23 protein-coding genes are annotated in these 19,549 nt (G+C 71.1%); 15 read left to right on the forward strand and 8 right to left on the reverse strand.

What is annotated here, in order from left to right:
- Positions 1 to 2: 2 nt before the first annotated feature.
- Genes ACOKM3_RS39805 through ssuE form a run of 6 tightly spaced genes read left to right on the forward strand, consistent with a single transcriptional unit; the run spans position 3 to position 5,425 of the window.
- Positions 3 to 884, forward strand: a complete 882-nt coding sequence (locus ACOKM3_RS39805) for an ABC transporter permease (RefSeq protein ID WP_426906164.1) — start codon at positions 3 to 5, stop codon at positions 882 to 884.
- The gene (locus ACOKM3_RS39810) at positions 881 to 1,780 is read left to right on the forward strand and encodes an ABC transporter ATP-binding protein (protein WP_426906165.1); all 900 of its coding nucleotides are present in this window, start codon (positions 881 to 883) and stop codon (positions 1,778 to 1,780) included. The genes ACOKM3_RS39805 and ACOKM3_RS39810 overlap by 4 nt, the downstream gene beginning before the upstream one ends.
- A 23-nt stretch (positions 1,781 to 1,803) precedes the next feature.
- On the forward strand, positions 1,804 to 2,649 hold the full coding sequence (locus ACOKM3_RS39815; RefSeq protein WP_426907012.1) for an ABC transporter ATP-binding protein: 846 nt from the start codon (positions 1,804 to 1,806) through the stop codon (positions 2,647 to 2,649).
- Between the two features lie 36 nt (positions 2,650 to 2,685).
- Entirely contained in the window at positions 2,686 to 4,035 is a 1,350-nt protein-coding gene (locus ACOKM3_RS39820; RefSeq protein WP_426906166.1) for an LLM class flavin-dependent oxidoreductase, read from the forward strand.
- A complete protein-coding gene (locus ACOKM3_RS39825) occupies positions 4,032 to 4,808 on the forward strand; it encodes an alpha/beta hydrolase (RefSeq protein WP_426906167.1) in 777 nt (258 codons plus the stop codon). Before ACOKM3_RS39820 ends, ACOKM3_RS39825 begins: the two co-directional genes overlap by 4 nt.
- Positions 4,809 to 4,867: 59 nt before the next feature.
- On the forward strand, positions 4,868 to 5,425 hold the full coding sequence (gene ssuE, locus ACOKM3_RS39830; RefSeq protein ID WP_266724607.1) for an NADPH-dependent FMN reductase: 558 nt from the start codon (positions 4,868 to 4,870) through the stop codon (positions 5,423 to 5,425).
- A gap of 3 nt (positions 5,426 to 5,428) precedes the next feature.
- Here ssuE and ACOKM3_RS39835 read toward each other — a convergent pair whose 3' ends face one another.
- Positions 5,429 to 5,821 carry a MerR family transcriptional regulator gene (locus tag ACOKM3_RS39835; RefSeq protein ID WP_426906168.1) on the reverse strand — a complete coding sequence of 131 codons (393 nt, stop codon included), beginning with the start codon at positions 5,819 to 5,821 and terminating at the stop codon, positions 5,429 to 5,431.
- 150 nt (positions 5,822 to 5,971) lie between these two features.
- Between ACOKM3_RS39835 and ACOKM3_RS39840 the strand changes: the two genes are divergently transcribed.
- Together ACOKM3_RS39840 and ACOKM3_RS39845 are read left to right on the forward strand one after the other, a co-directional pair.
- Positions 5,972 to 6,850, forward strand: a complete 879-nt coding sequence (locus ACOKM3_RS39840; protein ID WP_426906169.1) for an NADP-dependent oxidoreductase — start codon at positions 5,972 to 5,974, stop codon at positions 6,848 to 6,850.
- 59 nt (positions 6,851 to 6,909) lie between these two features.
- Entirely contained in the window at positions 6,910 to 7,476 is a 567-nt protein-coding gene (locus ACOKM3_RS39845) for a DinB family protein (protein ID WP_426906170.1), read from the forward strand.
- 101 nt (positions 7,477 to 7,577) lie between these two features.
- On the opposite strand, the gene ACOKM3_RS39850 is transcribed toward ACOKM3_RS39845, so the two are convergent.
- From ACOKM3_RS39850 to ACOKM3_RS39870, 5 genes are read right to left on the reverse strand one after another with little or no spacing between them, the layout of a single operon-like run.
- Entirely contained in the window at positions 7,578 to 7,958 is a 381-nt protein-coding gene (locus ACOKM3_RS39850) for a hypothetical protein (RefSeq protein WP_426906171.1), read from the reverse strand.
- A 57-nt stretch (positions 7,959 to 8,015) separates the two neighbouring features.
- Positions 8,016 to 8,855: an ABC transporter permease gene (locus ACOKM3_RS39855; RefSeq protein WP_426906172.1), complete on the reverse strand. Its 840-nt coding sequence runs from the start codon at positions 8,853 to 8,855 to the stop codon at positions 8,016 to 8,018.
- Positions 8,856 to 8,866: 11 nt separating this feature from the next.
- Positions 8,867 to 9,781 carry an ABC transporter ATP-binding protein gene (locus ACOKM3_RS39860; RefSeq protein WP_426906173.1) on the reverse strand — a complete coding sequence of 305 codons (915 nt, stop codon included), beginning with the start codon at positions 9,779 to 9,781 and terminating at the stop codon, positions 8,867 to 8,869.
- Positions 9,778 to 10,107 (reverse strand): transcriptional regulator, encoded by a 330-nt coding sequence (locus ACOKM3_RS39865; RefSeq protein WP_426906174.1) that lies wholly within the window; start codon positions 10,105 to 10,107, stop codon positions 9,778 to 9,780. The genes ACOKM3_RS39860 and ACOKM3_RS39865 overlap by 4 nt, the downstream gene beginning before the upstream one ends.
- On the reverse strand, positions 10,104 to 10,619 hold the full coding sequence (locus tag ACOKM3_RS39870; protein WP_403717032.1) for a hypothetical protein: 516 nt from the start codon (positions 10,617 to 10,619) through the stop codon (positions 10,104 to 10,106). Before ACOKM3_RS39870 ends, ACOKM3_RS39865 begins: the two co-directional genes overlap by 4 nt.
- Positions 10,620 to 10,769: 150 nt before the next feature.
- Here ACOKM3_RS39870 and ACOKM3_RS39875 point away from each other — a divergent pair, with 150 nt between their 5' ends.
- From ACOKM3_RS39875 to ACOKM3_RS39885, 3 genes are read left to right on the forward strand one after another with little or no spacing between them, the layout of a single operon-like run.
- The gene (locus tag ACOKM3_RS39875; RefSeq protein ID WP_426906175.1) at positions 10,770 to 11,342 is read left to right on the forward strand and encodes a helix-turn-helix domain-containing protein; all 573 of its coding nucleotides are present in this window, start codon (positions 10,770 to 10,772) and stop codon (positions 11,340 to 11,342) included.
- A gap of 51 nt (positions 11,343 to 11,393) precedes the next feature.
- A complete protein-coding gene (locus ACOKM3_RS39880) occupies positions 11,394 to 12,833 on the forward strand; it encodes an NAD(P)/FAD-dependent oxidoreductase (RefSeq protein WP_426906176.1) in 1,440 nt (479 codons plus the stop codon).
- The gene (locus ACOKM3_RS39885) at positions 12,830 to 14,332 is read left to right on the forward strand and encodes a peptide MFS transporter (RefSeq protein ID WP_426906177.1); all 1,503 of its coding nucleotides are present in this window, start codon (positions 12,830 to 12,832) and stop codon (positions 14,330 to 14,332) included. The genes ACOKM3_RS39880 and ACOKM3_RS39885 overlap by 4 nt, the downstream gene beginning before the upstream one ends.
- Positions 14,333 to 14,360: 28 nt before the next feature.
- Here the strand turns inward: ACOKM3_RS39885 and ACOKM3_RS39890 are convergent, their stop codons facing one another.
- Positions 14,361 to 15,227 (reverse strand): helix-turn-helix transcriptional regulator, encoded by an 867-nt coding sequence (locus ACOKM3_RS39890; protein WP_426906178.1) that lies wholly within the window; start codon positions 15,225 to 15,227, stop codon positions 14,361 to 14,363.
- Positions 15,228 to 15,361: 134 nt separating this feature from the next.
- Here ACOKM3_RS39890 and ACOKM3_RS39895 point away from each other — a divergent pair, with 134 nt between their 5' ends.
- From ACOKM3_RS39895 to ACOKM3_RS39905, 3 genes are read left to right on the forward strand one after another with little or no spacing between them, the layout of a single operon-like run.
- On the forward strand, positions 15,362 to 15,685 hold the full coding sequence (locus ACOKM3_RS39895) for a carboxymuconolactone decarboxylase family protein (RefSeq protein WP_426906179.1): 324 nt from the start codon (positions 15,362 to 15,364) through the stop codon (positions 15,683 to 15,685).
- Positions 15,686 to 15,717: 32 nt separating this feature from the next.
- Positions 15,718 to 16,554 carry an SDR family oxidoreductase gene (locus tag ACOKM3_RS39900; protein WP_426906180.1) on the forward strand — a complete coding sequence of 279 codons (837 nt, stop codon included), beginning with the start codon at positions 15,718 to 15,720 and terminating at the stop codon, positions 16,552 to 16,554.
- Between the two features lie 29 nt (positions 16,555 to 16,583).
- Positions 16,584 to 17,003 carry a (R)-mandelonitrile lyase gene (locus ACOKM3_RS39905; protein ID WP_426906181.1) on the forward strand — a complete coding sequence of 140 codons (420 nt, stop codon included), beginning with the start codon at positions 16,584 to 16,586 and terminating at the stop codon, positions 17,001 to 17,003.
- Between the two features lie 15 nt (positions 17,004 to 17,018).
- On the opposite strand, the gene ACOKM3_RS39910 is transcribed toward ACOKM3_RS39905, so the two are convergent.
- Complete coding sequence (locus ACOKM3_RS39910; protein WP_426906182.1) at positions 17,019 to 17,990, reverse strand: 2-hydroxyacid dehydrogenase; 972 nt, start codon at positions 17,988 to 17,990, stop codon at positions 17,019 to 17,021.
- A 182-nt stretch (positions 17,991 to 18,172) separates the two neighbouring features.
- Here ACOKM3_RS39910 and ACOKM3_RS39915 point away from each other — a divergent pair, with 182 nt between their 5' ends.
- Positions 18,173 to 19,489 carry an MFS transporter gene (locus ACOKM3_RS39915; RefSeq protein ID WP_426906183.1) on the forward strand — a complete coding sequence of 439 codons (1,317 nt, stop codon included), beginning with the start codon at positions 18,173 to 18,175 and terminating at the stop codon, positions 19,487 to 19,489.
- Positions 19,490 to 19,549 lie beyond the last annotated feature (60 nt).

Consider the following 19,549-nt stretch of genomic DNA (forward strand, 5'->3'; position numbering starts at 1 on the left):
CCGTGATCCGACGCATCCTCGCCCTCACCACGGGCCGCATCGCCGTCGTCATCCTCACCGTCGTCGCCCTGCTCGCGCTCCTCGGACCCCTCCTCGCCCCGCAGAACCCCTTGGCGACGAGCGGTGACACCCTCGCCGCCGCCTCAGGGGAGCACTGGCTGGGCACCGACTACCTCGGCCGCGACGTGCTCAGCCGGCTCCTCGACGGATCCCGGGTCAGCGTCCTCGGCTCGCTCGAAGTCGCCCTGACCGCACTGGTCGTGGGGTCGATCCCGGGCATCCTGTCGGTGTACCTCGGCCGCGTCTTCGAGTGGCTGACACTGCGCCTCGCCGACACCCTCGTCGCGCTGCCGTTCCTGCTGTTCGCGGTCGCCGTGATCGCGCTGCTCGGCAACGGCATCACCCAGGCGATGCTCGTGACCGGCGCGCTGGTGTCCCCGCTGTTCTACCGGGTGTCCCGCGCCGCCACGCTTGCGGTGGCCCGATCGCCTTACGTAGAAGCCGCGTTGATCTCCGGGGCATCGATCGGCTGGATCGTGCGACGCCATGTCTGGGCGAAGGTGCTGCCGCCACTCGCGGTCGCCCTCGCGCAGACCATCGGCACCGGCTTCGTGATCGTCTCGAGCCTGACGTTCCTCGGCATCGGCGTCCAGCCGCCGGAACCCACCTGGGGCGGGCTGCTCGCCTCCGACCTCGGCTACCTCGGCCAGCAGCCCTGGGCCCCGCTCCCGCCCGCCCTCCTCATCATGGCGACGGTGTGGGCCGCGAACCTGCTCGCCGACGCGATCCGTGACGTGTCCGGCACGGCCACGAGTGGCCGGGCCCCCGCCGGCGCCGGCCGGAACCGCCTCGACGAGACCGCCCCCGCCGGAGGTACGACATGACCACAGCGCCCACCGACCTCGCCCGCGAGCAGGACCGCGACGACGGCGTCCGGGCCGCGCCCGTGCTGTCCCTGCGGGACGTGCGCATCGCCGACACGGCCACCGACCGGGAGATCGTGCACGGCGTCGGCTTCGAGCTCAGGCCCGGCACGACGACCGGCATCGTCGGCGAGTCCGGCAGCGGAAAGACCCTCACCTGCCGCGCCGCGCTCGGCATCCTGCCGCCGGGTTTCGAGATCACCGGCGGCCACGTCGAACTCGACGGCACCGACACCGCCACCCTGACCACGAAGCAGTGGACCCGGCTGCGCGGCACCACCATCGCCGCCGTCTTCCAGGACCCGGCCTCCTACCTCAACCCCTCGATCCGCGTCGGCGCACAGCTCGCCGAGGTACTCCGCGTGAAGAAGGGCCTGAACAGGCGCGAGGCACGGCGGAAGGCCATTGAGCTGCTCCGCACGGTGCACCTGCGTGACCCGGAACTCAGCTACGGCCAGTACCCCCACGAACTCTCCGGCGGCATGCTGCAACGCGTCCTGATCGCCACCGCGATCGCCGCCGAGCCCCGCATCCTCATCGCCGACGAGGCCACGACGGCACTGGACGTCACGGTCCAGGCGGAGATCCTCGACCTCCTGGCGGACCTGCGCGACCGCGCGGGCCTGGCGCTCGTGGTCGTCTCCCACGACCTCGCCGTGGTGGCCCAACTCTGCGACGAGGTACTGGTCATGAGGGAAGGCACCGTCGTCGAACAGGGCCCTACGAGCGAGGTGCTGCACGCCCCGCGGCACGAGTACACCCGACTGCTCATCGCCGAACACGAGCTGTACGGCCTCGAAAGGTTCCGCACGGCGACGTCGACCGCTTCCGTCAAGTCCGTCAAGGGGGACGCGTGAGTGACAACGACCGTACAGAGTCGGTGAGTTCGGGCCTCGACGATTCGGTGGACTCGGTCCTCGACATCGCCTCGCTCGACGTCCACTACGGCCCCCGCAGGCGCCGCCGCCAAGCCCTGCACGGGGTCTCGCTCAGCGTGGCACCCGGCGAGACGCTCGGCCTTATCGGCGAGACAGGATCGGGGAAGTCCACGCTCGCCCGCGCCGTCCTCGGCCTCGTGCCCGCCACATCCGGCACCATCACCGTCGGGGGAGCGGACGTCACCGCCCTCAGTCGCCGCCAATGGCGCGGCCTGCGCCGCCGGGGCATCATCCAGTACGTCTTCCAGGACCCGCTGCGCAGCCTCGACCCGGACCTGACCATCGAGGAGTCCCTGAGCGAGCCACTGCGCGTCGGTGGAGTGCCGCGCGCGGAGGCGGCCGAGCGGATCCGCGAGTACCTCGAACGGGTGCGGCTGAGCGAGGAGTTGCTGGGCCGGCTGCCCAGTGAACTCTCCGGTGGGCAGCGTCAACGCGTCGCCGTGGCACGGGCATTGGTGACACGCCCCCGCCTCGTCATCCTCGACGAACCCGTCAGCGCCCTCGACTCCGCCAACCGCGTCCAGATCCTGGAGATCCTCAAGGAACTGCGAGCGGACGGTACGGCCCTGGTCTTCATCTCCCACGACCTCGGCTCCGTCGCCGGCGTCGCCGACCGTGTCGCCGTCCTGTACCGCGGCGAACTCGTCGAGACCGGAGCGACGGACTCCGTCGTCAACGAGCCGCAACACCCCTACACGCGCCTCCTGCTCGGCTCCGCACCCACCCTGCACGGCGCCCCGGCCACCCGGGCCGAACGCGAGGCGCTGCGCGCCCTGCTGCCCGCCTGAGCCATCCGCCGCCCGCTCCCACAGAGAGGCACACCCATGCCCCGCAAGAAGATCCACCTCGCGCTGCATCCCTACGGAGTCGGCGGCCCGGGCCAGCACGGCCTGTGGAAGGACCCGCGCGTCGCGAACAACGCCAGCATCGACATCAACTACTACATACGACAGGCTCAGGCCGCCGAACACGCCCTGTTCGACGCCCTGTTCATCGTCGACAGTCAGTTCATCAACGCCACCTACCCCTCCCACTACCTCAACCGGCTCGAACCGCTCACCCTGCTCTCCGCCGTGGCCACGCACACCCGGCACGTCGGTCTCGTGGGCACGGCCAGCTCGACGTACAACTCGCCGTTCAACCTGGCCCGCCGCTTCGCCTCCCTCGACCACATCAGCGGCGGCCGGGCCGGCTGGAACGTCGTCACCAGCTTCGACACCGGCACCTCGCGCAACTACGGGTTCGAGGAGCACCTCGACTACGCCACCCGCTACGGCAGGGCCCTGGAATTCGTGGAGGTCGCCCGCGGCCTGTGGGACTCGTACGAGGACGACGCGTTCCCCGCCGACGTCGAGCGGAACGTGTTCCTCGACCCGGCCAAGCTGCACGAACTGAACCACGTGGGCGAGCACTTCAGGGTCGCGGGCCCGCTCAACCTCTCGCGCTCCCCGCAGGGCCAGCCGGTGATCTTCCAGGCCGGTGTCTCCGAGGAGGGGCGCGACCTTGCCGCCCGCGTCGCCGAGGGCATCTACGCGCCCGGCGGCTCCCTCCAGCAGGCCCAGGAGTACTACACCGACATCAAGCGCCGCACCGCCGCCCACGGCCGCGACCCCGAGCACATCAAGATCTTCATCCACGGCGGACCGGTCGTCGCCGCCACCGACGAGGCCGCCCGCCGCCGCGAGCGCGAGATCTTCGAGGAGGACAACGACTTCGACCGCCACCTCGCCCTGCTCGGCCGCTCCTTCGGCGCGTACGACTTCAGCGTCCACGACCTCGACGCACCCTTCCCCGACGTCGCCCACCTCGCCGAGAAGGGTGGCAGGACGGGGGCCGCGAAGATCATCGAACGGGCCCGGACCGAGAACCTCACACTCCGTCAAGTCGCCCAGTCTCTCGCCGAGTTCCGCCGGTCGCCGTTCGTCGGCGCGCCGGATACGGTCGCCGACCGGATCGAGGAGTGGTTCGACGCCGGCACCTTCGACGGCATCAACCTCGCCTTCCGCACCGAGGAGGAACTCGAGCTCTTCGTCGACGGCGTCGTACCGATCCTCCAGAAGCGCGACCTGTTCCGCACCGCGTACGAGGCCGACACCCTGCGCGGCCACCTCGGACTGCCGATCCCGGCCAACCGCCACACCACCGAAACCGCCTCCCTGGGAGCCCCGCGATGACCAGCCAGTTCACCGACCACCTCGCCCCCGAGGGCCTGCTCACCCGCGGCACCGTCATCGTGGTGCCCGGACGCGGCGAGAGCCGTGCCGTGTACGAGCGGTTCGGCAGGCGGCTCGCCGCGGACGCCTACCGCGTACGGGTCGTGGACACCCCCGACCTGAGCGGCGACGACCTCGACGCCTCCCTCGACACCCTGGTCGCGCGGCTCGCCGAAGCGGCCGACGGGACGGCGGCCGAGCCCGGCGGCGCCCCGGACGCCCCGCTGGTCCTGGTGGGCTCCGACAGCGGCGCCGCGGCGGTCGCCGCCCTCGTCGCGGACCCGGCCCGGGCGCGACGGCTGGGCGCGGACGGCGTGGTCCTCGCGGGGCTGCCGGGCAGAGCGGCCGCCACCACCGAGGAGTGGGACGAGGAACTCGACGTCCGTACCTCCTGCCCGACCCACCGTGGCGTGCTCACGGACGACACCCTCGTACGCCGCGGAGAGCTGAACACACCCGTCCCGGCACCGGTCCTGGAGCTGGCCCACGACAGCGCGGCGGACCTCCCGCAGTTGTTCCTCGTCGGTGACGCCGACCCGCTGGCGGACCGCGACGCCCTCGCGCTGACGGTGGAGAAGTCGGCCTCTGCCCGCCTTGCCGTGGTCCACGGCGCCCACCACGACGTGCTCAACGACAAGCAGCACCGCTCGGTGGCAGCGGAGGTCGTGACGTTCCTCGAAGCACTGCGCGAAGGCCTGACGCCCGCGGTCACGGTCGTGTCGAGCGCGTGGTGAACGGCCCCGCCTGGCGGCATCACTAGTCCCGAACCCCACCCCTCACGAAAGGCCCCACCATGGCCACCATCCTTTCCGTGTCCGGCAGCCCCTCCGCCACGTCCCGCACCGCACGACTCCTGGAACATCTCGACGAACGGCTGCGCGACCAGGGGCACGAGGTGACCTCGTTGCAGGTCCGCACCCTGCCGGCCGACGCGCTGCTGGGCGCGGAGTTCGGGCACCCGGCCATCGTCGAGGCCATCGCCCGGTTCGAGCGGGCGGACGGCATCGTCATCGGCACGCCCGTCTACAAGGCCGCCTACTCGGGCCTGTTGAAGTCGCTCCTCGACCTGCTCCCGCAGTACGCCCTGGCCGGAAAGACCGTGCTGCCCCTGGCCACGGGCGGCACCACGGCCCACGTCCTGGCCCTCGACTACGCCCTGCGCCCCGTCCTGAACTCGATGGGCCCGCACCACATCCTGCCGGGCTGGTTCACCCTCGACCGGGATGTCACCGTCGGCGAGGGCGGGGAACTGGTCGTCGCCGAGCCGTCCGCCGAGGCGCTCGCCGAGGTCACGGACCGGTTCTCCGCGGCGCTCGGCGGGCGGACGGTGGCACTGGCGCAAGCGGGATGACACTCAGCCCGTGGTGAGGGCACCTCGTGCGCGCTCGGCGACGTCGGCCGGGGCGGCGGCGATGACGTCGTCGAGCGCGGAACGGGAGGACCGCAGGTCGTCGATGGCCCGGGAGATGCGGTCCCGCTCCCTGAGAAGGTCGCCGACGAGGTCGGGGCAGGTCGGCACGAGCCGCTCGTCCTCGTCGCGCAGGCACGGCAGGATCGTGGCGATGGTGGCCGTGGTCAGGCCCGCGGCGAGCAGGCTGCGGATGCGGCGCACGGTGTGCACGTCGGCCTCGCCGTATTCGCGGTAGCCGCTGGGGCGGCGCACGGGATCGAGCAGCCGCTGCTCCTCGTAGTAGCGCAGCAGCCGCTCGTGGACGCCCGTCCTGCGGGACAGCTCACCGATCCGCACGTGATCCTCCTCGACGCGACTCGAGTCTCAGCTTGACTCTCACATTGATGTGAGACTTTACCGTTCCGGGTGTGAGCGGGGGAGGCCGCAGTACGGCTGCCTCCTCGGCCACGTGGTCCAACACCGCACCCCTGGAAGGGTCTTCACACCATGCGCGCCATCCGGATCGACCGCCACGGCGGCCCCGACGTCCTGACCGTCGACGACATCGCCGAGCCTGCCCTCGCCGCCGACGAGGTCCTCATCCGTACCACCGCCACCAGCCTGAACCCGGTCGACTGGAAGACCCGCGCCTGGGAGGTCGGCCCGCCGCTGCCGGCCACGCTCGGCTGGGACGTCTCCGGCCGCGTGGTCGCCAGCAACGCCCCTTCGTTCCAGGTGGGCGACGAGGTGTTCGCGATGTCCGCCCAGATCGCCACGGGCCGGGGCACATGGGCCGACCTGGTCGCTCTTCCGGGCCACCTGGTGACCGCCGCGCCGACGGGTGTCCCCCTGGCGGACGCGGCGGCGTTGCCGCTGGCCGGAGTGACCGCCCTGCAGGCCCTGCGCAACGCCGAACTGGCGGCAGGGGAGCGGGTCCTGGTCGTCGGTGCCGCCGGGGCGGTCGGCGGTCTGGCCGTCCAACTGGCCCGTACGATGGGCGCCCACGTCGACGGCCTGGTGTCCCGGCCCGAACACGAGACTTCGGCCGTGCAGCTGGGCGCCGAACACGTCTGGCACCGCGCGGCCGATCTGCCCCGCGCCCACTACCCGGTCGTCCTCGACACCGCGGGACTCGACGCGTCCGCCGCGCTCGCCGCCGGGGGCCGCTACGTGTCGATCTCCGACGAGCCGTTGCCCGACGTGCCGGGAGCGCGCAAGAGCTACGTCCAGGAGAGCGCGGCCGACCTCGCCTGGATCGCCAAGCTGGTCGACAGCGAGGAACTCCGTGTGCGCGTCGCCGCCCGCTACCCGCTGGCGGACATCCGGGCCGCCCACGAACGCTTCGAGGCGGGCGGAGTGCTCGGGAAAATCCTGGTCACGTTCTGAGCCCCGGCCGGGGCCCGGGCATCAATATCGGTGGCGGTCATGGGCCGCCACCGACCACCATGCAGCCCATGACCGACGAACCCGCGCGCTGGACCGAGGCCACCGTCCACCCGGACATGTGGGCGGACCCGGACGACGACCCACGCGAGAACGACAGCAGCCCCGAAGGTGAACTGCCCACGCTGCTGGACTTCCTGACGAACTATCGCCTCACCCTGCGGATGAAGTGCGCGGGCCTGACCCCGCAGCAGCTCGCCCGGCGTTCCGTCCCACCGTCGACGATGTCGCTGCTCGGTCTGGTCCGCCACCTCGCCGAGGTGGAACGCGACTGGCACAACTGGATCACCGAGGGCGACCCGCTGCCCAGGCTGTACGGCAAGAAGGACACGGACTTCGAAGGCGCCATCGCCGACCCGGCCGTGGTGGACGCGGCCTTCGCCGACCTGGAACGCGAACAGGCCGCGACCGACGCGACCTTGGCCGAGCACGCGAACCTGGGCGCACGGGTCGGCCGGGAACGTATCGCCGTCCGCGAGCTGATGGTGCACAGGGTGGAGGAATACGCCCGGCACTGCGGACACGCGGATCTGCTGCGGGAGTGTGTCGACGGGAGGGTGGGGCAGTAGCACGGACAACTGGGCGTCACCGCAGGAGAGTTGTCGCGCCCCGTGTCGGGGTGGTCGACCTACCGCCGTCGCGATCCTGCTCGGCTGCCGGTCTCCATGGCCTACCTTCCACGCAGTTCGTCTTCGACACGATCAAGATGCCGTGCGAAGCCCTCCGGCGCGGCCGCGACGGTCTTCCTGCCGATCCAGGTGCCCAGCCGGCGCCTCTTCTGGGCAACGTTGACGATCGCGTACGAGACCTTGGCGCCGGCGGGAACGGAGGTCACACGGAACTCTCCGCGGTACCACCAGTCGCCCTGCATGACCGCCGACAAGTGGTCCGGGTAGACCCCGAAGCGGGTCTGCCCGTCGGTCGGCGCGATCTGGCGAACCAGTAGCTGGAACACCTCCGAAGGGGAAGCGGCCACCTCTCGCTCCAGCTCCAGCAGCACCGAGTGCCGCGCCGGCCTCTCCAACGGTGCGCCTGCCGTCCCATCCGTCATGCGGGCATCGTATTCCCGCGTACAGCCCCGCGGCGCCGCGGGGCTGTACGCGGGGAGTCACCCCTGGAGCGCCGCCTTGCGGTGCCGTTCCGTGAGGCGGGAGCCGGATTCGCGGCGGGCGGCGCGGCGCAGCAGCGGGATCGCGAGGAGGAAGCCGAGGGCGGCCCAGGCGGTCAGGACCAGGGCGACCATGGGCAGTTCCCAGGATCCGGCCGGCTCGGCGGCCCGTGCCGCATCCGGCAGCAGCGCCGAGCGCAGGCCCTGCGCCATCCACTTGAGCGGGAAGAGCGACGCCACCTGCTGCAAGGGAACGGGCAGCACGGTGATCGGGAACACCGCACCGGAGGTGAGGAGAAGCCCCATCACCGGGAGCATGATCAGGGCCAGCGCCTCACGCGGGTTGGGCAGCACCGCGCCGATCGCGGCGCCCAGCGGCACGACGGCAAGCAGCCCGAGCGTCGTGACCCACGCCAGCGTCAGCCAGCCGCCAGGGCCCTGCGGCAGCGGCCCGTCGGCCAGCAGCGCGGCGGCCGCCAGGAGCAGGGCCAGGGTGGCGACCGAAACGACCACGATCAGCAGGCACTTGGCGACCAGGTACGCGGGAATCCCGCCGGGCGTGGCACGCAGCCGCAACAGGGCGCCCTCCTCCCGCTCCGTCACCAGGATCTGCGGGAGCGTGACGAGACCGACCTGGAAGAGGAGGTACGCGGCGAAGCCCGCCACCACCAGGTGGGCCATGGGTGTCTCGGTGCCGGGGACGTCGCTGCTGATGTACGCGGCGATGACCAGCGCCACGACGACGTTCGTCACGTGGCCGGACATCTCCTTGCCGTTGCGCACGAGGTGCCGCAGCTCGATGCCGCCGCGCTGGATCCCGGCACGCCAGCTGTTCGTCATGGGTGTCGTCCTCACGCGGCCCGTGCCTCCTCGTCCTCGTCCGGCTCCGCGCCGTCGGCCGCCAGGTTCACCATGTGCAGATACGTGTCCTCGAGCGTCGGCCGCCGTACCTCCAGGCCGGCGATCGGCCCGGGGGCGTCGCGGTGCAGTTCCCACACGAGCTGCGAGGGATCCGCGGTGCGCTCGCGGCGCGGCGTCCCGTCTTCGGACGTCCAGCGGACCTCGGCGCGGGCGGCTGCCCGCCGGGCCAGCTCCGCGGGGGTGCCCGAGGCCCGGATCCGGCCGCCGACCAGCATGGCGATCCGGTCCGCGAGCCGTTCGGCCTCCACGAGGTCGTGGGTCGTGAGCAGGATGGTGACACCCTCGTCCCGGGCCAGACGCTCGACCAGGGCGTGGAACTCGTACCGCGCCTCCGGGTCGAAGCCGGTCGTCGGTTCGTCCAGGAAGAGGAGTTGCGGACGTCCGACGATGCCGAGCGCCACGTCGAGGCGTCGACGCTGCCCGCCGGAGAGCCGGGCCACCTGCCGGTCGGCCTGGTCGCTGAGGCCCACCAGGGCCAGCAGCTCGGCCGGGTCGCGCGGGTCGGGGTAGTACGTGGCGAAGTGCCTCAGCAGCTCGCCGACCCGCCAGCGGCCGTGATCGCGCCAGGACTGCAGGACCAGGCCGATCCGCGCCCGCCAGGCGTCGTCGCCGCGCTCCGGGTCCGTACCGAGCACGCTCACGTCCCCCGCGGAACGGCGCCGGAAGCCCTCCAGGATCTCGACGGTGGTCGTCTTCCCCGCCCCGTTGGGGCCGAGCAGCGCGAAGACCTCGCCGCGGTGGATGTCCAGGTCCACGCCGTGCAGGACGTCGATGTCGCCGTACGTCATCGTGACGTCGCGGGCGTGGACGACGGGTCCTGCGGATGTGGTGTGCCGCGCCGTCATCGCTCTGCCCCCGAGGCTGCGGGGACCGCGGAACCGGCGCCCTCGACGATCGCCCGGAGCGCCGCGACATGTCCCTCGAAGGCGGTGCGCCCGCGCGCCGTCAGCCGGACCCTGGTGCGCCGGTTGCGGCCGCCGCCCTCCTTGCGGACCTCCAGATACTCCGCCTCCTCAAGGGTGTGCAGCTGCTTGGAGAGCGCGGAGTCGCTGAGCGAGAGGCTGTCGCGGACGAAGGAGAACTCCGCCCACTCCGTGGCGGCGAGCAGCGAGACCACCGAGAGCCGGGTGGCGGGATGGATCAGCTCGTCGAAACCTGCGGGAACACTCATCGGCCCGCCCCCGTGTCCACCGCGTCCGTCGCCCGCGCCTCGTGGCCCCGCGCCGACCTGGCCGCCCAGCGGCTCATCGGTCCCACGAACAGCACGAACACCGCAGCCGAGACCGTGGCCTGGATCAGGCTGCCGTGCAACGGCTCCAGCGAATCGACCAGATGGCCGGAGAGCAGCACCGTCGCGCCGGTCACCACCGCGCCCGCCACGAAGGTGGCGAACATCCGTGATGTGTGTCGCGTGTGGTGCAGCCGCACCCGACTGCGCCGCTGATGGCGCACGGCAAGTCCGCCCAGCAGCGCGACATACGCGGCCATGACCAGGCCCACGCCCCACCCCGGCAGCTCAAGACCCAGTCCGGCCAGGAACAGCCACATGATCGCGGCCGTGGCCCACGGGCTGCCGGAACCGGCCGCCGCGGACCGCTCCACCTCGTCGTACACCCGCTCCTGCGGCACACGAATGCGCTGCAGATCCCTCCATGCCTGTTCGGCATCCACCGGCGTGCTCACGCGTCTCGCCCTCCCGTTCCCCGCTCTACTTTCCCAGGAGGAAAGTAACGTCCGGCTTTCCCGCTAGGCAAGTGAAGCCTGCCAGTAAAGAAAAAATTGATGGCAGCACAACCCATTGTTGTCCGGCCACAGCCTTGTTAGGTTCCGGCCATGGCGAACGATCACTCCGGCCCCCCGGCCGAGGTCGGTGCACGGCTGCGCCGCCGCAGGAAAGCTCTCCAACTCACCCTGAAGGAAGTGGCCGAGCGGACAGGTCTCACGGAGGGGTACCTCTCGCAGGTCGAGCGCGATCAGGCGAACGCGAGCGTGCGCACGCTTCAAAGGCTGTGCGAGGTACTGAAACTGACGGTGGGTGACCTGTTCGACCAGGCGGGGAGCGCGGCCGGGCCCGTCCTGCGGTTCCGTGACACCCACGGGATGTCATTCGGCGAAGGCGCCACGAAGATCAAGCTCACCCCCGGGACCTTCGATCACCTCGAAGTCCTCCTCGGCCACTTCGCGTCCGGTGGTTCCACGGGCGTCGAGCCGTACACGCACGGCAGCTCGGAGGAGTTGCTGCTCGTTCTGACCGGCGAGGTGGACGTATGGGTGCGCGGCCAGCACCACCGGCTGTCCGCCCTCGACTCCATCCACTACCGCAGCAGTGACCCCCACCGCGTCGCCGAGGCCACGGGCACCGACGAGGCCAGGGTCCTGTGGGCGATGGCACCTCCCACCTACTGATCGCCCATTCAGCGCCTGCTGAGCGTACGCACGTGCACGAAGGAGTCACCGATGACCGCCTACCGCAACGGCGAGATATCGCACTGGATGCAGGCCTCCCGGCCTTCCCGGATCGCGGACACCCCGCCTGAACGCGACGGCCAACTACCCGACGAGGCACAGGACTTCGTCATCGTCGGCGGCGGCCTCACCGGCCTCTGGGCCGCCTACCACGCCGCCCTGGAACACCCCACCGCGAAGATCACCGTCCTCGAGGCCGAAGAGGTCGGCTACGGAGCCTCCGGCCGCAACGGCGGCTGGCTCTCCCCGCTCATCCCCGGCAACCGCGCCGTCTACGCGAAGGCCGCCCGCAAGCACGGCCAGGACGGCGCCGCCGCGGTCGCAGCCTTCCAGCGCGCCATGGACGGTGCCGTTGACGACGTTCTTCGCGTCCTCGACGAGGAGGGCATCAAGGCGGACCAGCGGCGCGGCGGACACCTGCGCGTCGCCACCACCCCCGCCGCGATGAAGCGCCTCGAACTCACCCACGCCGCCGACCTCGCCAACGGCTACCGCGCCGAAGACCTCCAACTCCTCGACGCCGAAGGCGTTAAGAAGCGCATCGCGATCGGGCCCGCGCTCGGCGGCCTGCACACCCGCACCACGGCGCGCGTCGATCCGGCCAAGCTCGTCCACGGGCTCGCCGACGTCGTGACCGCCAAGGGCGTACGCATCCTGGAGCACACCCGCGCGACCCGCATCGCACCCGGCGCCGTCACCACGCCGCGCGGCACCGTGCGCGCCACCACCGTCCTGACGTGCCTGGAGGCGTATTCGGGGCAGGTCGAGAGCGACGTCCCCGCGCTCGGCGCCCGCGAGGTCATCCCGGTCAACTCCTCGATGATCGTGACCAATCGGCTCCCCGACGGCGTGTGGGAGCGGATCGGCTGGGAGGGGCGGGAGTGCCTGGGCGACGCCGCGCACACCTTCGTCTACGCCCAGCGCACCGAGGACGGCCGCATCGCCATCGGCGGCCGCGGCACGCCCTACGCGTTCAACTCCGGCACGCCCGGCGAGGGCCGCGTGGACGCCCGCACGGTGCGCACCCTGAGCGAGCGGATCCAACTCTTCTTCCCCGACGTGCGGTTCACCGTCGACCACGCCTGGCGCGGCGCGATCGGAGTGACCCGCGACTGGTGTGCCGGTGTCACCTTCGACCCGGCCACCCGCATCGGCGTGGTCCGCGGCTTCGCCGGGCACGGAGTCACCGCCACCCAACTCGCCGCGCGCACCCTCCTGGACCGGGCTGAAGGACGCGACACCGACCTCACGCGGCTGCCGTGGAACGACCACGACTCCGGCCGCTGGGAACCCGAACCGCTGCGCTGGATCGGCGTCCACGCGATGTACCGGCTGTTCGGCGTCGCCGACCGCTGGGAGGAGAAGCGGCACTCCCACAACACCTCGCTCATCGCCCGCGTCGGATCGAGATTGGCAGGACTCAGCGAATGACCGGAACTCCCGTGCCCGACACGGCACTTCGCGAAGACGGCAGCCGCCGGGAAGCGGCCGACGAGCGGTCCCTGCGGCGCGGCCTGTGGAGCATGGCCTTCACCGAACTGTGGGAACGCTATTCGTTCTACGGTCTGCAGGGCATCCTCTCCTTCTACCTGCTGTACAAGGTGGCCGACGGCGGCCTCGCCCTCGAACCGGCCGTCGCCTCGGGCATCGTCGGCGCGTACGGCGGCGCCGTGTACCTGTCGCAGATCCTGGGATCCTGGCTGGGGGACCGGCTCGTCAGCCCGCGGAACATGGTGCTGTACGGCGCCGTGGTCATCACCGCCGGACATGTGGTGCTCGCGTTCGCCCCGGGCCTGACCGGACTCGCGGCCGGCCTGGTGTGCATCGTGCTCGGCACCGGCGCGCTGAAGACGAACATCACCTCGATCGTGGGCTTCGTCCTGGACCAGCACCCCGACGAACGCTACCGCGACGCCGGATTCACGTACTTCTACATGGCCATCAACATCGGTGCGGTGGTCGGCCCGCTCACCACAGGCCTTGCGCAGAACGAGCTCGGATTCCACTACGGGTTCGGGCTCGCCGCGATCGGGATGGCCGGCGCGCTCGTCCAGTACCTCGTGTCGATGAAGCACCTGCCCGCGCGGGCCCACACCGTCAACAACCCGCTCCCGGCGGGCCGTCGGCCCCTGGCCGCACTCGTGACGGTCGGCTTCCTCGCGGTGGTGATCGGCGCCGTCGGCGCCGGGCTGCTGCGGGCGGAGAACCTGTCCACGGTGGTGACCGTCGCCGCACTCGTGGCCGCGGCCGTCTACTTCCTGACCATGACCACCTCGAAGGCGGTCAGCCGCGACGAGCGCCGCCGCGTCCTCGGCTATCTGCCGCTGTTCCTGGCCTCCGGGATCTACTTCGGGTTCCTGTTCCAGAAGTTCACGGCGATCTCGATCCTCATCACCGAGCGCATCGACCTGCACATCGGCGGCTGGACCTTCCCCGTCGCCTGGATCACGACGGTCAGCCCGCTCGCGGCGGTGCTCATCACGCCGCTGATCGCCCGGCTGTGGACCCGCCTCGGGGCGCGCCAGCCCGGTCCGGTGACCAAGGTCGCCATCGGACTGACGCAGATCGGCTGCGCCTATCTGTTCCTGCTGTTGCTGTCCGAGGCCACCGGGAGCGCGCAGATCCCGCTGTTCCTCATCCTCGTCTTCATGGCGGCGGCCGGTTCCTCGGAGGTCTTCGTCGGACCCATCGGGCTCTCCCTGGCCACCCGGATCGGCCCGAGCACCTTCCGCTCCCAGATGGTCGGCCTCAACTTCCTGACGCTCGCCCTGGGTTCGTCCCTCGCGGGCCTGCTCGGCCAGCTGTTCACGGCGATCGACAACGCCTCGTACTTCACCGTCACGGCCGTGTGCGGCATCGGCATCGGGCTCGCGCTGATCGCCACCCGCAAGCCGCTGGGCCGGCTGCTGAACGCGGGCCTGGAGAGCTGACCAGAGGGGTGACGGGGCGCCGGTGTCCCTACTGCTCGACGGACGTCTCCGGCGTCGCCGCCCACGCCGCGAGCAGCTGCAGCTTGTCGTGGTCGGGGGTGTTCGGCGCGCTGCTGTACGCGGTGAGGGTGAGGCCCGGCTGGGCGGGGAGCTCCATGGCGTCGAAGTCGAGGGCGAGCTCGCCCACGACGGGGTGCCGGAAGGACTTGCGGCCGGTGCGGTGCAGGCGGACGTTGTGCTTCGCCCACGCCACGCGGAACTCGTCGCTGCGGGTGACGAGCTCGCCGATCAGACCGGTCAGATCGCTGTCGCCGGGAGCCCGCCCGGCCTCGGTGCGCAGCAGGGACACCGTGGTGTTCACGGACTCCTCCCACTCGGGGAAGAACGCGCGCCCGGCCGGGTCGAGGAACTGGAAGCGGGCGATGTTGACCGGCTGCCGGGACTCGTCGGCGTACAGGGGGCTGTAGAGGGCGCGGCACAGCGGGTTCGTGGCGAGGACGTCCAGGCGGCCGTTGCGGATGAAGGCCGGGCAGTCGCTCATGGAGTTGAGCACGCGCACCACGCTGTCGGGCAGCGGGCCGCGGCTGCGCTTGGTGCGGCGGGCGGGGCGCTTCGCGGCGGCGCGCGCCAGGTCGTACAGGTGCGCGCGCTCGGCGTCGTCGAGCTGGAGCGCGCTCGCGAGGGAGTCGAGGACCTCCTCGGAGGCGCCGGCCAGGTGGCCGCGCTCCAGGCGGACGTAGTAGTCGATGCTCACCCCCGCGAGCAGTGCGACCTCCTCGCGCCGCAGCCCCGGCACGCGCCGGTTCCCGCCGTACGCGGGTAGGCCCGCCTGCTGCGGGGTGATCTTGGCGCGGCGGGAGGCCAGGAATTCGCGGATGTCGCTCTCGGTGCTCACGTTTCCAGGCTAAGGCGGGATGTGCGGGTGTGGGGGGTCCTGTCAGTACCTGTAACGGCAGACCCTTCTCCACGCCGGTGACCTGCGGTTTCCTCGATATCGGCAGTCAAGCCGGAAGAACGAGGAGAAGCATCATGCCGAAGCAGTCCGCCCCGCAGGAGCTCGCCGAGATCGCGCCGAAGCTGGTCGAGGTCACCAATGACGTCCTGTTCGGTGACGTCTGGGAACGGCCGGGGCTCTCGCCCCGCGACCGCAGCCTGGTCACCGTCAGTGTGCTCGCGGCGCTCTACCGTGGTGAGCAGCTCGGCTACCACCTCCGTGTCGCCCTGAAGAACGGGCTGACCGTCGAGGAGCTGTCCGAGGCCATCACCCACCTCGCGTTCTACGCGGGCTGGCCCAACGCGATGACCGCCATCAACCAGCTCAAGCAGATCACCGAAGCCACCGAAAGCGCATGAGCAACCGCAGGAACAGCCACAGGAGCGACAGCATGACCAGGGTCTTCTTCATCACGGGCGCGGGCCGTGGCCTCGGCGCCGACATCGCGCGCCGGGCCCTCGCCGCGGGACACCAGGTCGTGGCCACGGGGCGCCGGCCCGAGCGCGTCGTCGAGGCGCTCGGCGGGGAGCAGGACAACCTGCTGGCCACCGCGCTCGACATCACCGACCCGGAGGCCGCCGAGCGCGCCGTCCGCGCCGCCGTGGAGCGCTTCGGGCGCATCGACGTACTGATCAACAACGCGGCGAACTTCTACGCCGGGTTCTTCGAGGAGCTCAGCGACGCGCAGGTCCGCGCGCAGATCGAGACCAACCTGTTCGGCCCGATGAACGTCACCCGCGCCGCCCTGCCCGTGCTACGCGCCCAGCGCTCCGGGCATGTCATCACCATCTCGTCGCTCGCCGGCGCGATCGGGGTCGACTTCTGCGTGGCGTACTCCGCCGCGAAGTTCGGCGTCGAGGGCTTCATGGAGAGCCTGCGCCACGACGTCGAGCCGTTCGGCATCCGCACCACCATCGTCGAACCGGGCTTCTTCCGCACCGAACTGCTCGTCGACGCCTCCACCACGTACGCGGAGGGCTCCATCGACGACTACGCCGAGCGCACCGCCGCCACGAAGAAGCAGTGGGAGTCCATGAACGGGCAGCAGTCCGGCGACCCTGCGAAGCTGGCGGATGCCCTGCTCAAGGTGGCCGCCCTGGAGGAGCCGCCGCTGCGCTTCGTCGCGGGCGACGACTGCCTCGCCGCCGTCGAGGCCAAGGCGAACGAGCTGCTCGCCCAGGTGGCGGCCTCCCGTGAGCTGGGCTCGGGCCTCGACCACACCTCCTGACGACCGCAACTACCCCTGGGAAACGCGCCATGGAACACATCACCAGCACCCCCACCGTGAAGACCCCCGCCGAACGCTTCACCGGCGACGTCTACCTCAACCTCATCGAGGCCCCCGCCGCCCCTGCCCACCTCGCCGTGGGCCACGTCCGGTTCACGCCCGGCGCCCGCACGAACTGGCACTCCCACGCCAACGGGCAGACCCTGCACATCACCGACGGCGTCGGGCTCGTCGGCACCCGCGAAGGACACGTCGTGCGCGCGAGCGCGGGTGAGACCATCAAGTGCCCGCCCGGCGAGGAGCACTGGCACGGCGCCACCGACACCACGTTCATGGCGCACATCGCCATCGTCGTCGGTGACGCGGGCGGCGACGGCACCACCTGGCTGGAGCCGGTCACCGACGAGCAGTACGAGAGCGCGCTTGCAGCCACCGCCCGTACCGTCTGATCCGATCGCCAGGCCCTACTCCATCGCGTTGACCAGGGGTTCGCCGCTCGCCCAGCGGCGTACCTGGTCGACGATCAGGCGCTCGGCGCGCGGCCGGAACGTCGCCGAACCGCCGCCCACGTGCGGAGTGATGAGAACGCCCGGCAGCGCGCGCAGCGGGTGGTCGGCGGGCAGCGGCTCGGGGGACGTGACGTCGAGGGCCGCACGGAGCCGGCCGGTGCGGGTCTCGGCGAGCAGCGCGTCGGGGTCCAGGGTGCGGCCGCGGCCGATGTTGACGACGAGCGCGTCATCGGGGAGCGCGGCGAGCTCGGCCGCGCCGAACAGGCCCACCGTGGACGGGTTCTCGGGCAGCACGAGCACCGCGATGTCCACCTGCGGAAGCAGCTCCGGCAGGTCCGTGACCGCGTGGACGTCGCTGTCGGGGCGGGCGCGGCGGGCCACGCGCACGACGGTGGCCTCGCACGCGAGCAGGCGCTGTTCGAGCGCGGCGCCGATGGACCCGTAGCCCACGATCGCCACCCGCGAGTCCGCGAGGGAGCGCGTGAAGTGCGGCTCCCAGCGGCCGCCGTCCTGGTCGCGCACCCACCGCGGCAGGTCACGCTGCGCGGCGAGCGTCAGCGCGAGGGCGTGCTCGGCGGCGCTGGCGTCGTGCAGCCCGCGCCCGTTGTGCAGTGCCACCCCCTCGGGCAGCAGCGGCCGCAGCTTCTCCACGCCCGCGCTCAACGACTGCACGGCGCGCAGCCCCGTGAGCTCGGGAAGCAGCTTCGTGGCCTCGGGCGTCGCGTACGGCATGACCCAGTAGCCGATCCGGGCGAGCTGCTCCGCGTCGAGCCCGACCGGAGCCACCCCGTCCCACACATGCACGCGCACCCCGTCCGGCCAGGGGCCGTGCGCGCGGTCGAGACCGGACCAGGGCACCAGCACATCGGGCGCCTCCGGATCGGGTCCGGTCCGGTCGGAGATGCGGCTGGAGTCATGGCTGGGCATACATGCACCTTTCCGGGCGGTTTCGGCCGAAGCGCGGCAAATCATCGATCCGCCAAGGCTGTTGACCTGGCGACGCGTCGACCCTAACGTCTTTCCGTCCCACAGAACACTTTCCACCCCACGGAAAAGCATCCCGGGAAAGTGTCTCGGAAAACCCTCACGGAAAGCAGGAGGTGTGACGGATGACAGCGACGTCGTCCCGCGCCGCACGCGGCAGTGGATTCTGGTCGTCCACGCGGACCAAGCACATGATCCCGATCGCGTTCGTCACGTACTCGCTCGCCTATCTGGACCGGTCGAACTACTCGATCGGCTCGGCGGGCGGCATGGCCGACGACCTCAACATGTCCAGCGGCATGGACGCGCTGGTCGCCGCCTCCTTCTTCCTGGGCTACTTCTTCTTCCAGATCCCCGGCACCATCTACGCCGAGCGCCGCAGCGCCCGCCGCCTCGTCGCGTACTCGACCATCGCCTGGGGAGTGCTCGCCGCCGTCCAGGGGCTGCTGCACAGCCCCGCCATGCTGGTGGCCGTCCGCTTCCTGCTCGGCGTGGTCGAGGGTGCGGTCATGCCGTCCATGGTGATGCTGCTGGGCCGGTGGTTCACGCAGCGCGAGCGCGGACGCGCCAACACCTTCCTGATCCTGGGCAACCCGGTCACCGTGATGTGGCTCTCCGCCGTCTCCGGACTGCTCATCGAGGCCACCAGCTGGCGCGAGATGTTCATCATCGAGGGCTTCCCTGCCGTGCTGTGGGGCCTGCTCTGCCTCAAGATGATCAAGGATCACCCCGCGGAGGCCACGTGGCTGCCCGAGGGTGAACGGGCCGAGCTGGACGCCGAGTTGGCGAAGGAGCCCACCGTCGCCGTGGCCCGCACCGCCGAGTACCGCAAGGTGCTCTCCTCGCGTCCGGTGCTCATCCTGGCCGCCCAGTACTTCTGCTGGTCGATCGGCGTGTACGGGTTCGTGTTCTGGCTGCCCTCGATCATCAAGGAGGCGTCGGGCCAGGGCATCGGCGCCACCGGCCTCCTCTCGGCGGTCCCGTACCTCTTCGCCTCGATCGCGATGCTCGTCAACTCCCAGCTCTCCGACCGCAGCGGCAGGCGCCGCGTCGCGATCTGGCCCTGGCTGGTGGTCGCCGCCCTCACGCTCTACGGCTCCTACCTCGCGCACTCCTCGTTCGCGATGTCGTTCGTGCTCCTGATCGTCGCCGGCCTGTGCCTGTACGCGCCCTACGGGCCGTACTTCGCGCTCGTCGCCGACCAGGCACCCAAGAACGTCTCCGGAGCGGCCGTCGCCCTCGTCAACTCCTTCGGCGCGCTCGGCTCGTTCGTCGGCACGTACCTCGTCGGCTGGATCCGCGGCAGCTCCATGGGCGACATGGGTGCCTTCGCCGTCATGGCGATCGGCACGCTGATCTCGGCCGCGCTGATGGCCTTCGTGCGACGGCCCGCGGAGCTCGAGGCACCGGCTGCCAGGGTCGGCGAACAGCACGCCACGTAAGCTTCGGCAGCGAACAGACAAGCAACTCGGAGACGAAGGCACAGGTGGGGGCGGGCGTGA

Source organism: Streptomyces nidicola, from assembly GCF_050106155.1.
In the GTDB taxonomy this organism is placed as follows: Bacteria; Actinomycetota; Actinomycetes; order Streptomycetales; family Streptomycetaceae; genus Streptomyces.